12 protein-coding genes are annotated in these 12,966 nt (G+C 67.2%); 9 read left to right on the top strand and 3 right to left on the bottom strand.

Annotation, left to right across the window (positions count from 1 at the left end; all coding sequences use genetic code 11):
• The first annotated feature begins 6 nt into the window (after positions 1–6).
• Entirely contained in the window at positions 7–369 is a 363-nt protein-coding gene (locus DBV35_RS23680; protein ID WP_281262243.1) for a DMT family protein, read from the top strand.
• Positions 370–372: 3 nt separating this feature from the next.
• Here DBV35_RS23680 and DBV35_RS23675 read toward each other — a convergent pair whose 3' ends face one another.
• Complete coding sequence (locus DBV35_RS23675; RefSeq protein ID WP_108662874.1) at positions 373–1,692, bottom strand: MFS transporter; 1,320 nt, start codon at positions 1,690–1,692, stop codon at positions 373–375.
• A gap of 368 nt (positions 1,693–2,060) precedes the next feature.
• Here DBV35_RS23675 and cyoA point away from each other — a divergent pair, with 368 nt between their 5' ends.
• From cyoA to DBV35_RS23640, 7 genes are read left to right on the top strand one after another with little or no spacing between them, the layout of a single operon-like run.
• On the top strand, positions 2,061–3,239 hold the full coding sequence (gene cyoA / locus DBV35_RS23670) for a ubiquinol oxidase subunit II (RefSeq protein ID WP_108662873.1): 1,179 nt from the start codon (positions 2,061–2,063) through the stop codon (positions 3,237–3,239).
• A gap of 13 nt (positions 3,240–3,252) precedes the next feature.
• The gene (cyoB, locus tag DBV35_RS23665; protein WP_108662872.1) at positions 3,253–5,250 is read left to right on the top strand and encodes a cytochrome o ubiquinol oxidase subunit I; all 1,998 of its coding nucleotides are present in this window, start codon (positions 3,253–3,255) and stop codon (positions 5,248–5,250) included.
• A 1-nt stretch (position 5,251) separates the two neighbouring features.
• Positions 5,252–5,899: a cytochrome o ubiquinol oxidase subunit III gene (gene cyoC / locus DBV35_RS23660; protein ID WP_108662871.1), complete on the top strand. Its 648-nt coding sequence runs from the start codon at positions 5,252–5,254 to the stop codon at positions 5,897–5,899.
• Positions 5,896–6,285, top strand: coding sequence for a cytochrome o ubiquinol oxidase subunit IV (gene cyoD / locus DBV35_RS23655; RefSeq protein ID WP_108662870.1), 390 nt, complete (start codon positions 5,896–5,898; stop codon positions 6,283–6,285). The genes cyoC and cyoD overlap by 4 nt, the downstream gene beginning before the upstream one ends.
• A gap of 8 nt (positions 6,286–6,293) precedes the next feature.
• Entirely contained in the window at positions 6,294–7,058 is a 765-nt protein-coding gene (locus tag DBV35_RS23650; protein ID WP_205648842.1) for an SURF1 family protein, read from the top strand.
• A 37-nt stretch (positions 7,059–7,095) separates the two neighbouring features.
• On the top strand, positions 7,096–8,418 hold the full coding sequence (locus DBV35_RS23645) for an ATP-binding protein (RefSeq protein WP_170135021.1): 1,323 nt from the start codon (positions 7,096–7,098) through the stop codon (positions 8,416–8,418).
• 7 nt (positions 8,419–8,425) lie between these two features.
• On the top strand, positions 8,426–8,956 hold the full coding sequence (locus DBV35_RS23640) for a response regulator transcription factor (RefSeq protein WP_108662869.1): 531 nt from the start codon (positions 8,426–8,428) through the stop codon (positions 8,954–8,956).
• A 45-nt stretch (positions 8,957–9,001) separates the two neighbouring features.
• On the opposite strand, the gene argE is transcribed toward DBV35_RS23640, so the two are convergent.
• Positions 9,002–10,168, bottom strand: a complete 1,167-nt coding sequence (gene argE, locus DBV35_RS23635) for an acetylornithine deacetylase (RefSeq protein WP_108662868.1) — start codon at positions 10,166–10,168, stop codon at positions 9,002–9,004.
• A gap of 14 nt (positions 10,169–10,182) precedes the next feature.
• Positions 10,183–11,148, bottom strand: a complete 966-nt coding sequence (locus DBV35_RS23630; RefSeq protein ID WP_108662867.1) for a LysR substrate-binding domain-containing protein — start codon at positions 11,146–11,148, stop codon at positions 10,183–10,185.
• A gap of 166 nt (positions 11,149–11,314) precedes the next feature.
• On the opposite strand from DBV35_RS23630, the gene DBV35_RS23625 reads away from it, so the two are divergent.
• Positions 11,315–12,919 (top strand): ABC transporter substrate-binding protein, encoded by a 1,605-nt coding sequence (locus tag DBV35_RS23625; protein WP_108662866.1) that lies wholly within the window; start codon positions 11,315–11,317, stop codon positions 12,917–12,919.
• The last annotated feature ends 47 nt before the right edge of the window (positions 12,920–12,966 follow it).

Here is a 12,966-nt window from a genome sequence, read left to right as displayed (position 1 = left end):
GCGCGCGTGTTACAAAGTTCATTCTGGCCGGCGGTCGCGCCGATCCTACTCTTGTGCGCCTCGAACATCTTCATGACCGTCGCCTGGTACGGTCATCTCAAGTTCCACCACACCTCGCTCTGGGTGGTGGTCCTCGTGAGTTGGGGGATCGCCTTCTTCGAATATTGCCTTGCCGTCCCGGCGAACCGGATCGGCTATGGCGTGTGGAGCGCGGCCGAGCTGAAGACGATGCAGGAGGTGATCACCCTCGTCGTCTTCTCGGCCTTCGCGACCTTCTATCTCGGCGAGCACCTCACCTGGAACCACGCCGTCGGCTTTGCGCTGATTGCGCTCGGCGCGTTCTTCGTGTTCGCCCGCCCGCTCGGCTGAGCCCTATTCCTCGGTGTCCGGGATCTCGACGCGCTGGTTCAGCGTGAGGACGAAGAGCGTGCAGACCGCGCCCGAGAGGAGATAGGCGCCGGCCGAGATGAGGCCGAACTCCGAGGCGAGGAGGAGGGCGGCGAGCGGCGCGAAGCCCGCCCCGAAGAGCCAGGCAAGGTCCGAGGTGATCGCTGCGCCCGTGTAGCGGTAGGTGCGCGAGAAGTTCGAGGCGAGCGCGCCCGAGCACTGGCCGAAGGAGAGGCCGAGGAGCGTGAAGCCGAGGACCATGAAGGTCGCCTCGCCGATCGCCCCGCCATTCAGGAGCTGCGGCGCGAAGCCCGAGAAGATGGCGATGCCGAGCGCGCAGACCGCGAGCAGCCGGCGCCGGCCATAGCGGTCGGCGAGGATGCCGGAGGCGACCACCGCCGCGACGCCGAAGACACCGCCGATCAGCTCGTAGGTGAGGAAGCGGGAGGGCTGTTCCTGCGTGTAGAGGAAGATCCACGACAGCGGGAACACCGTCACCATGTGGAAGAGGGCGAAGCTCGCGAGCGGGACGAAGGCGCCCATCGCGACGAAGCGTCCCTCGGCGCGCAGCGTGCGCAGGACGGGCTCGGCCTGAAGCTCGCGGCTTTCGAAGAGGCGCTGGAATTCCGGCGTCACCACGATGCGCAGCCGCGCGAAGAGGGCGACGACGTTGATCGCGAACGCCACGAAGAAGGGATAGCGCCAGCCCCAGGAAAGGAAGTCCTCAGCCGACAGGTTGTGGAGGAAGTAGGCGAAGAGCGCGCTCGCGACGATGAGGCCGAGCGGCGCGCCGAGCTGCGGGATCATCGCGTACCAGCCCTGCCGTTCGCGCGGGGCGTTCATCGACAGGAGCGAGGCGAGCCCGTCCCACGTGCCGCCGAGTGCGAGGCCCTGGAGGATGCGGCAGATGGCGAGCGTGATGATCGAATAGATGCCGATGCTCTCATAGCCGGGCAGGAAGGCGACCGCGACGGTCGACGTCCCCAGCATGAAGAGCGCGGTGATGAGCTTCGCGCCACGTCCGTGCCGGCGGTCGATCGCCATGAAGATGAGCGAGCCGATCGGGCGGGCGATGAAGGCGAGGGCGAAGAGGGTGAAGGAGTAGAGCGTCCCCGTCAGCGGGTCGACGAAGGGGAAGAAGAGCGCCGGGAAGACCACGACCGAGGCGATCGCGAAGACGAAGAAGTCGAAGAATTCCGACGTGCGGCCGATGATGACACCCACCGCGATCTCCGCCGGACGGACCGGGCCGTCGTGCGCGTGGATGCGCGCGGCATCCTGCGAGAAGGTGCTTTGCGGGGGCATGGTTGAGACAGTCGGCGAACTCACAGGCGCTTCGCTTCCTCGGCTGGGCGGGTCAGGACCGGCCGGGATGTCGGCGGCCAATTCTGGCATCTCGCAGATTGTGCAAGTGCGGCATTGGACAAAGTGTCCAAGGCCGTTTCTCGCTGCATTGCAATATCCGAATGACAGATCGTCACGCCACCCGGCCGGGTTGGACAAAGTGTCCAATGCCCTCCTTGCTGCGGTGCAGCTAGAGCGGTCGGGTGCTGCCGCCCGTCGCGGCGCCACGATCGTGCCTGCCCGACCGGTCGTCCGGTGTGTCGCGCCACCCGCGCGAGGCGCCGCGGTCGGGAGCCTTCTGACCCCATCGGCCGCCGACAGGACCCGCCTTGCGTCGCTTTCATCTCCTGCTCCTCCCGCTGCTCGTCGGCCTTGGAGGATGTAATTTCGTCGTTCTCGAGCCGTCGGGACATATCGCGCTCGAGCAGCGGGATCTGCTCATCTTCGCGACGGGCCTCATGCTCCTCATCATCCTGCCGGTGATGGCGCTGACGGTCATCTTCGCCTGGCGCTACCGCCAGTCAAATTCCGCGGCGCGCTACGACCCCGAGTGGCACCATTCCACGATCCTCGAGCTCGTGATCTGGGCGGCGCCGCTGGCGATCATCGTGTGCCTCGGCGCGGTCACCTATCTCGGCACGCATCTCCTCGACCCTTACCGGCCGCTGGCGCGCATCGACGCGGCGCGCGCCGTCACCGCGGAAGACGAACCGCTGGAGATCCAGGTCGTTTCCCTCGATTGGAAGTGGCTCTTCCTCTACCCCCAATATGGCGTCGCCACGGTGAACGAGGTCGCGGCCCCGGTCGACCGGCCGATCCACTTCAAGATCACCTCGAACGAGGTGATGAACGCCTTCTACATCCCCGCGCTCGCCGGCATGATCTACTCGATGGCCGGGATGGAGACGCAGCTCCACGCCGTCATCAACGCCGAGGGCGACTACGAGGGCTTCTCCTCCAACTATAGCGGCGCCGGTTTCTCCGGCATGCGCTTCACCTTCAAGGGCACCGACGGGGCCGGGTTCGACGAATGGATCGCGGCCGCGAAGGCCGATGCGACCGCGCTCGACACCGACCGCTATCTGGAGCTCGTGAAGCCGAGCGAGAACGTCCCCGTGATGCGCTTCGCCTCGGTCGAGGACGGGCTCTACACCCGCATCCTCAACATGTGCGTCGCGCCCGGCACGACCTGCATGTCCGAGATGATGGCGATCGACGCCATGACCGGCGCCGGCCACGGCCCGCACAGCGAGCACGCCGCCGCCGGCTCGATCGCGACCGACATCATGTGCGGCATCACCGGCGCGGACGGCGTCGCGCCCGGCATCGCCAACGTCTCCTTCGCGAGCGTCGCGGCTCACGTGCACGAGGACCGCCGTCCCGTCGGCATGGCCGATGGCGGCATCGCGCCGACCAACGGGCCGAAGATCCGCGGCGCGGGCCTTCCCCAACCCAACTCCGATGTCCGGGTGAGCGACGCCTTGCCCGAAGACCACATTAATTTCTGACCGGAACCGGCCAATGTTATCGCAAATCTGGGCCTTCCTCTTTGGCCGACTGTCGTTCGAATCGCTCCCGTTCCATGAGCCGATTCTGGTCGTCACCTTCATCGTGGTCATGCTGGGCGCGGCCGCCGTCCTCGGCGCGATCACCTATTTTCGGCTCTGGCCGTATCTGTGGCGCGAGTGGTTCACCACCGTCGATCACAAGCGGATCGGCATCATGTACATGGTGCTCGGCCTCATCATGCTGCTGCGCGGGTTCGCCGACGCCATCATGATGCGCGCCCAGCAGGCACTCGCGTTCGGCGGCAGCGAGGGCTACCTCCCGGCCCACCACTACGATCAGATCTTCACCGCCCACGGCGTGATCATGATCTTCTTCGTGGCGATGCCGTTCGTGACGGGCCTCATGAATTTCGTCGTGCCGCTGCAGATCGGGGCGCGCGACGTCGCCTTCCCGTTCCTGAACAATTTCTCCTTCTGGATGACGGTGTCGGGCGCGGTGCTCGTGATGACCTCGCTCTTCGTCGGCGAGTTCGCGAAGACGGGCTGGCTCGCCTATCCGCCGCTCTCGGGGGTCGTCGCCAGTCCGGATGTCGGGGTCGACTATTACATATGGGCGCTGCAGATCGCGGGCGTCGGAACGCTGCTATCGGGCATCAACCTGATCGCGACGATCGTGAAGATGCGCGCGCCCGGCATGGGCATGATGAAGATGCCCGTCTTCACCTGGACCTCGCTCTGCACGAACATCCTCATCGTCGCCGCCTTCCCGGTGCTGACGGCCGTGCTCGTCCTCCTGTCGCTCGACCGCTATGTCGGGACGCACTTCTTCACGACGGACGGCGGCGGCAACGCCATGATGTACATCAACCTCATCTGGATCTGGGGCCATCCGGAAGTCTACATCCTGATCCTTCCGGCCTTCGGCGTGTTCTCCGAAGTCGTGTCGACCTTCGCGGGCAAGCGTCTCTTCGGTTATGCCTCGATGGTCTACGCCACCGTCGTCATCACCGTTCTCGCCTACGTCGTGTGGCTGCACCACTTCTTCACGATGGGCTCGGGGGCGAGTGTGAACTCGTTCTTCGGGATCACGACCATGATCATCTCGATCCCGACAGGGGCGAAGATGTTCAACTGGCTCTTCACGATGTATCACGGCCGCATCCGCTTCGAATTGCCGATGATGTGGACGCTCGCCTTCATGCTGACCTTCGTCATCGGCGGCATGACGGGCGTGCTCCTCGCGGTTCCGCCGGCGGACTTCGTGCTCCACAACTCGCTCTTCCTCGTCGCGCACTTCCACAACGTGATCATCGGCGGCGTGCTGTTCGGCATGTTCGCGGGCATCACCTTCTGGTGGCCGAAGGCGTTCGGCTTCAAGCTCAACGTCTTCTGGGGCAAGTGCAGCTTCTGGTTCTGGGTGACCGGCTTCTACTTCGCCTTCATGCCGCTCTACGTGCTGGGGCTGATGGGCGTGACGCGGCGTCTCAGGGTGTTCGAGGATTCCTCGCTGCACATCTGGTTCCTCATCGCGGCCTTCGGCGCGGGGCTGATCGCGCTCGGCATCCTGTCCTTCCTGATCCAGATCGCGGTCTCGATCAAAGACCGGGAGAAGCTGCGCGACACGACGGGCGACCCCTGGCACGCGCGCACGCTCGAATGGTCCACCTCGTCGCCGCCGCCGGCCTACAATTTCGCCTTCACGCCGGTGATCCACGACAGCGACGCCTGGTGGGACATGAAGGAGCGCGGCTACACGCGTCCGCTGGAAGGCTACCGGCCGATCCACATGCCGAAGAACACCGGCGCGGGCATCATCCTCGCGGGTCTCGCCCTCGCCACCGGCTTCGCCCTCGTGTGGCACATCTGGTGGCTCGTGGTCGTCGGCTTCGTCGGGCTGCTGGTCGTCGCGATCGGCAACACGTTCGACTACAAGCGCGACTTCTACATCCCCGCCGAGGAGGTCGCCGAGACGGAACGGGCGCGCACGACGCTGCTCGCCGCGGGAGCCTGACATGACCAGCATCGACGCCTCCGCGCACGGCGCACCGATCGGCGAGGGCGAGGCCCCCGTCTTCTACCTCGCCGAGGAGCACGAGCACGAGCCCGGCGGCTCGACCATGCTCGGCTTCTGGCTCTACCTGATGAGCGACTGCCTCATCTTCGCCTCGCTCTTCGCGGTGTTCGCCGTCCTCGGCGGCAGCTTCGCGGGCGGGCCGGGGCCGCATGAATTGTTCGAGCTGCCGCTCGTCGCCGTGAACACGACGATGCTGCTCCTCTCCTCCATCACCTACGGGTTCGCGATGCTCGCGATGGAGAAGGGGAGTGTGAAGCCGGTCCTCACCTGGCTCGCGATCACCGGCGTGTTCGGCGCGGCCTTCCTCGGCATCGAGCTCTACGAGTTCAGCGTCCTCATCCACGAGGGCGCGACGCCGATGCGCTCGGCCTTCCTGTCGGCCTTCTTCACGCTCGTCGGCACGCACGGCCTGCACGTGACCTTCGGCATCGTCTGGCTCATCACGCTGATGGTGCAGGTGCGCCGCTACGGCCTCGTCCCGGCGAACAAGCGCCGGCTGATGTGCCTCAGCATGTTCTGGCACTTCCTCGACGTCGTCTGGATCGGCGTCTTCACCTTCGTCTATCTCCTGGGGATGCTGCGATGAGCACGCACGCCGAAACCGACACCCATCACGACGACGCCCACCACGGCGACGGCGACCATCGGGGCGGCACGCTCAAGGACTATGTGACCGGCTTCGTCCTGTCGGTGATCCTGACGGCGATCCCGTTCTGGCTCGTGATGACGAACGCGCTCGACGATGCGGCGCTGACGGCCATCATCATCATGGCCTTCGCGGCGGTGCAGATCGTCGTCCACATGGTCTACTTCCTCCACATGAACGCCAAGTCGGACAATGGCTGGACGATGATGGCGCTCATCTTCACGATCGTGATCGTCGCGATCGCGCTGATCGGCTCGCTCTGGGTCATGTTCCATCTGAACGCGAACATGATGCCGCCGATGCAGCCGATGGCGCCGGCGACCTGAGGCTGGCCGTGGGCGGTCGCGGGCGGCTCGTCACCATCCTCCTCCTCGCCGCGCTCGGGGTGTCGCTGTTTGCGAGCCTCGGCGTGTGGCAGGTGGAGCGGCGCGCGTGGAAGCTCGACCTCATCGCGCAGGTCGATGCGCGCCTCGGCGCCGAGCCGGTCGCAGCGCCCGGACCCGACGCCTGGGCCGCCATCAATCGCGCCGACGACCAGTATCGCCGCGTCACGGTCACCGGCAACTTCCGGCCCGAGGACGTGCTCGTCCAGGCGGTGACGGAGGAGGGGCCGGGCTTCTGGGTGCTCTCGCCGCTCGTCTCGGAGGCGGGCGATACGCTCCTCGTCAATCGCGGCTTCGTCCCGCAAGGGATGCGTGACGCGGCGGCCCGGCGCGCGCCGGAGGGCGCGGTCACCGTCACCGGCCTCCTGCGGATGAGCGAGCCGAAGGGCGGCTTCCTGCGCGCCAACGACCCGGCCGCCGGCCGCTTCTATTCGCGCGACGTCCCCGTCATCGCCGAGACGCTCGGCCTCGGCCCGGTCGCGCCCTATTTCGTGGATGCCGAGAGCGGGGCCGCCATTGGCGCATACCCGGTTCCTGGCCTCACCGTGGTGAATTTCCGCAATTCCCACCTCATCTACGCCCTCACATGGTTCGGGCTCGCGCTTATGGTCGTGGGCGGCGCGGTGATCGCGGTGCGGCATGAGCGGCGGCGGGACGATCCGGCGGCCGCCGCGGTGCCGCGCGCGCCGGTGCGCGGCATTCCCCATCCCGGCTGATCGCCGGCGGGGAGCGGTCGCGGCGGAAAGTGGAAGAATGGGCGACATCTCCCTCGACACGAGGTTGAGCGAGCGCGGCGAGACCGTCTCGCTGATGCGCACCGCGCTGGGGGCGGACCCCAGCGTGCGCAAGAACATGCTCCTCCTCATCGACCTGCGCTGGCTCGCGGTCGCGGGGCAGGTGATCACGATCGCCGTCGTGGGGTTCGGCTTCGGCGTCTCGCTCCCCTATGTCGCGATGGGGCTCGTCCTCCTCGGCCTCGTCGCGCTGAACCTCCTCACCCTGCGCTGGCTCGCCCACCGGGAGGAGGTGCCACGCAGCGCGCTCTTCGTCGCGCTCCTCTTCGACGTCGCGGCGCTGACCGCCCAGCTCTTCATGAGCGGGGGCGGGTCGAACCCGTTCGCCGCGCTCTACCTCCTGCAGGTGACGCTCGGCGCCGTGCTCCTCGATGCGCGGGCAGCGTGGATCCTCGTCTCGATCACGAGCGCCTGCTATATCGGGCTGACGCTCGAATATGAGCCGCTCGCCGTGCCCGGCCATTCGGACGCGGACCTCTTCCACCTCCACACGCTCGGCCTTCTCACCTGCTTCGCGCTCGTCGCGGCGCTCCTCGTCGTCCTCATCACGCGGATCGGCAAGAATCTGCGCGAGCGGGACCAGCGCATCGCGGCGCTGCGCCAGCGCGCGGTGGAGGAGGACCACATCGTGCGCATGGGCCTCCTCGCCTCCGGCGCGGCGCACGAGCTCGGCACGCCGCTCTCCTCCCTTTCGGTGATCCTCAACGACTGGCAGCGCGTCCCCGCGATCGCGGGCGACCCCGATCTCGTGCAGGAGATCGACGAGATGCAGGTCGCGTTGAAACGATGCAAATCCATCCTCACCGGCATTCTCGTCTCCGCCGGTGAGGCGCGGGGGGAGGCGCCGGTGGTCACGACCGTCGCCGCCTTTGTGCGCGAGGTCGCGGCGGACTGGCGCGGGCAGGGCGTCCTCCTGGTGCGCAACCATTTCGGCGACGACCTGCCGATCGTGTCGGATCCGGCGCTGAAGCAGGTGATCCAGACCGTGCTCGACAACGCGCTCGACGCCTCGCCCGAATGGGTGGAGCTGCGCGTGGAGCGGGAGGACGACACGCTCGTCATCAGCGTGCTCGATATCGGGCCGGGTTTTGCGGCCGAGATGCTTGCAAATTTCGGCAGGCCCTACAATTCCACCAAAGGCCGTGCAGGCGGCGGGCTCGGGCTCTTCCTCGTCGTGAATGTCGTGCGCAAGCTCGGCGGTCAGGTGGATGCGCGGAACCGTCCGGGTGGCGGCGCGCGCGTGACGCTGCGCCTGCCGCTCGCCGCCCTCGCGCTGGAGTGAGCCGTCGATGAATGAGCGCCGTTTGCTGATCCTGGAAGACGACGCCTCGTTCGCCCGCACGCTGAAGCGGTCGTTCGAGCGGCGGGGCTATGACGTGGTGGTCGCCGCGAGCCCGGCCGAGCTGGAGGCCATCCTCGCCGACCATGCGCCGAACTATGCGGTGGTGGATCTGAAGCTCGCCAACGCGTCGGGCCTGCCGTGCGTCGAGATCCTCCACGCGCACGACCCGGCGATGCTGATCGTCGTCCTCACCGGCTATGCGAGCATCGCGACGGCGGTGGAGGCGATCAAGCTCGGCGCCTGCCACTATCTCGCCAAGCCGGCCAACACCGACGATATCGAGGAGGCGTTCGGCCGGGCGAAGGGGGATGCCAACGTCTCGCTGACGGCGCGCAGCACCTCGATCAAGACGCTCGAATGGGAGCGGATCCACGAGACGCTCGCCGAGACGAATTTCAACATCTCCGAGGCCGCGCGGCGGCTCGGGATGCACCGCCGCACCCTCGCCCGCAAGCTGGAGAAGCGGCAGATCAAGTGACGCGGCTCAGCGCCCGACCTGCGCTCGCTTCCTGGATCGGGCGCGCTAGCGTCCCGCGCTCGCCCAGTCGATGACGCGGCCGAGGAAGGCGTCGCATCGGGCGAGCTGGTCGAGCGCGATGAACTCGTCCGGCTTGTGCGCCTCCTCGATCGAGCCCGGCCCGCACACGATGGTCGGCACGCCCAGCGTGTTGGAGAAGCGCCCGGCCTCCGTGCCGAAAGCGACCTTGCCGTCCCCGTTGGAGCCGGCGAAGCGGCGCACCAGCGTCGTCACCTCCGCGTCTGTCGGGGTGTCGAGGCCAGGGAAGCCCGCGAAGACGTCGATCTCGATGCCCGCCTCCGGCGCGATCGCCTTCATTTCCGGCTCCAGAACGTCGCGCGCATAGGCGACGAACTCGTCGACAAGCGCGTCCGCGTCCTCGCCCGGCAGCACGCGGAACTCGCAATCCATCCGGCACAGATCCGGCACGATGTTGAGCGCGGTGCCGCCGGAGAGGATGCCGGTGTGCGCTGTCGAGTGCGGCACGTCATAGGCCGCGTCGAACGGGCCTTCGGTCGCGAGGCGCTGGCCGATCTCGCGCAGCCTGACCGCGAGGAGGGCGGCATAGTCGACCGCGTTGACGCCGAAGGGGGAGAGGGAGGAGTGGCAGCTTCGCCCGCGCACGGTCACGCGGATCGAGCGCTTGCCCTTGTGGCCGATCACCACCTCCATCAGGGTCGGCTCGCCGACGATGCAGTAGGCGGGGGCGATCCCCTCGTCCGACAGCCACGAGATCAGCCGCTTTACCCCGAGACAGCCGACCTCCTCGTCATAGGAAAAGGCGATGTGGATCGGGCGGGCCATCGGCCGCGCCACCATCTCGGGCACGGCGGCGAGGACGGAGGCGAGGAAGCCCTTCATGTCGCACGAGCCGCGGCCGTAGAGCCGGCCGTCCCGCAGGCTGAGCTGGAACGGGTCGCTCGACCATGTCTGCCCGTCGACCGGCACCACGTCGGTGTGGCCCGACAGGATGATCCCGCCATTCTCGGACGGGCCGATCGTCGCCCAAAGGTTCGCCTTCTCGCCGGTCTCGTCCATCACCCGATGGCTCGTGACGCCGAGGCCGGCGAGATAGTCCTCCACGAAGGCGATCAGCGACAGGTTCGACAGGCGGCTTGTCGTGTCGAAGGCGACGAGGCGTTCGAGAAGCTCGGTGCTCTTCGGGGCCTGCATCTTCTCTCCTTGGCTCAGTCGGTGACGGATCGTTGATCCGCGGACGGGTAGGGGGTCGGGTCGAGCGATTCGCGCACCATCGCCATGAAGGCGGCCGCGGCGGCCGACGGCGGCCGGCCGGTCGGCGTGATGAACGAGGTGCGATAGGGGATCTCCGGCCGGAACGGGCGCGCTTCGACCGAGCCGCCGAGCTGGTGGACGATCGGGAAGGGGTTCATCAGCGCGACGCCGAGTCCCTCTCGCACAAACTCGGCCGCCGAGACGGTGGTTGCGGTCTCGATCACGATCTTCGGCCGCGCGCCGGCCCGCTGCAAGGCCCGGTCGATCGCCGCGCGGCCCGAATGGCGCCGCGTCAGCGCGATGAAGGGCTCGCCTTCGAGGTCCTGCGGCTCGATCACGCTCTTCTCCGCCAGCGGATGCCCGCTCGGCATGATGCAGATCGCGTGCGTCGCGAGCAGCGTCTCGGACCGCACGCCCTCGTGCGCGGCGACGGTGTCGGTGATGCCGACATCGACATTGCCCTCGGCGACCGAGGTGACGAGCATGTCGGACGCGATCACGTCGAACACCACCTCGAGATCGGGGTTCTCGCGCGTGAAGCGGGCGACGCGGCGCGGCATGAAACGGTGGCCGATCGTGGGCGGGGCGGCGACGCGCAGATTGCCCGAATGCGAACGCTCCGTCTGCTCCGAACGGTTCTCGATGCGCGCGAGGGTGGCAAAGACCGGGCCGAGTTCCTCCGCGATCGACAGCGCCTCCTCGTTGGCGACGAGGCGTCCGCCCTCGCGCAGGAAGAGCTGGCGGCCGAGCTGGGCCTCCAGCTGGCCGAGGCTTCGGCTGACGGCCGGCTGCGAGAGTCCGAGCCGTTGCGCGGCGGCTGTGGTTTTGCCAGTCTCAACCAGCGCGCGCAGAACCTCGAGCTCGCGCAGGTTGAAGCGCGTCATGCGGGCGGGGAGGGACGGCGGCGCAGCCTTCTGCATGGCCTATAAGCAATCTGCATAGATTTTCATGATTGACATTCGAATACCGCATAATAGCGTTGCTGCCAACTGACGATTGCGCCGGCCGGGAGGGGGCGGCGCGCATTCGGGGACCGTGGCGGCGCTCGTTCTGCGGGTGTTTCGCTCAAAGGGAGAGGCATCATCGATGACCAGCAAGACAACCCTGATGGCCGGCCTGATCGCAGCCAGTGCACTGACGGCACCCGCCTTCGCGGAGGATCTGACCATCGGCCTCAAGTCCGAGGCGACGTCGATGGATCCGCAATTCCACAATCTCGCCACCAACACGCAGGTCCTGCTGAATATCTTCGAAGGGCTCACCAAGCAGGATGCGGTCCAACGCATCCAGCCCGGCCTCGCGACCGAATGGGAAGCGGTCGACGACAAGACTTGGCGTTTCAAGCTGCGTGATGGCGTGAAGTTCCACAATGGCGGCGATTTCACCGCGCGCGACGTGATCTACACCTATTGCCGCGTCCCGCTCGTCGAGAATTCGCCGTCCTCCTACACGATCTTCACGGGCACGATGGCCAACGTCGTCGCGGAGGACGACCACACCGTCGTCATCACGACGGTCGGCCCGCATCCGCTCCTGCCGACGGACCTGTCGAGTCTGCCGATCGTCTCGGCCAGCGCCGCGGGCGCGGAAGACACCGTCACCTTCGGCGCCGAAGGGTGCGAGGGCATGGGGACCGTGCCGCAATCGGGCGACTTCAACTCGCCGGACGTTGCGGTCGGCACCGGGCCGTACAAGCTCGGCGAGTTCACGCGCGGCAGCCAGCTCGTCATCAACAAGTTCGAGGATTATTGGGGCGACAAGCCCGTTTGGGACACCGTCGTGATGCGCCCCATCACGAGCAACGGCCCGCGCGTTGCGGCCCTCCTCGCCGGTGACGTGATGATGATCGAGTCGCCGCCGATCCAGGACGTGCCGCGCATCGAGGGCGCCGGCTTCAAGATCATCGACGCGCTCTCCAACCGCATCATCTACCTCGCCATGCGCCAGGACACGGCGGACGCCCCGTCGATCTCCGGCACCGACGGCAAGAACCCGCTGCAGGACGCGAAGGTGCGCGAGGCGATCTCGCTGGCGCTGAACCGCGAGGCGATCAAGGACCGCATCATGGGCGGCTACGCGGTGCCGGCGGGCGAATTGCTGCCGCCGCCGATGTTCGGCACGACCGGCCGTGACGTCGACCCCTACGACCCGGAGAAGGCAAAGGCGCTTCTCGCCGACGCCGGCTACCCGAACGGGTTCGAGATCACCCTCGGCACGCCGAACGACCGCTACATCAACGACGAGCAGGTCGCCCAGGCGATCGCCCAGATGCTGACCCGCATCGGCATCAAGACCAATGTCGACGCGACGACGGCGAGCCAGTTCTTCTCCCGCCGCAACGCGCTCGACTTCCCGATCTACATGGCCGGCTGGGGCGCGTCCTCGGGCGAGATGACCTCGCCGCTGAAGTCGCTGGTCACGACCTACGACAAGGAGCGTGGCCGGGGCGTCACCAATGCGGGCCGTTACTCCAACCCCGAGATGGATGCCGTCCTCGAAGAGGCGATGACCACCATCGACGACGCCAAGCGCGAGGAACTCCTCCAGAAGGCCGAGACGATGGTGCTCGACGATTACGGCATCATCCCGATCCACTACGAGCAGACGGTCTGGGCGCTCGCGCCGGGGCTCAGCTACGAGCCGCGCGTCGACCAGTACACGCTCGGCTTCCAGGTGAAGAAGGCCGACTGAGGCCGACCGCCGCCGGCCCAAAGCCGGCGGCGCCCACCGTTCCGCGA

It is taken from the genome of Acuticoccus kandeliae (assembly GCF_003073115.1).
Note: the sequence above shows the minus strand (reverse complement) of the source record. Positions and strands in the feature narration are given on the sequence as shown.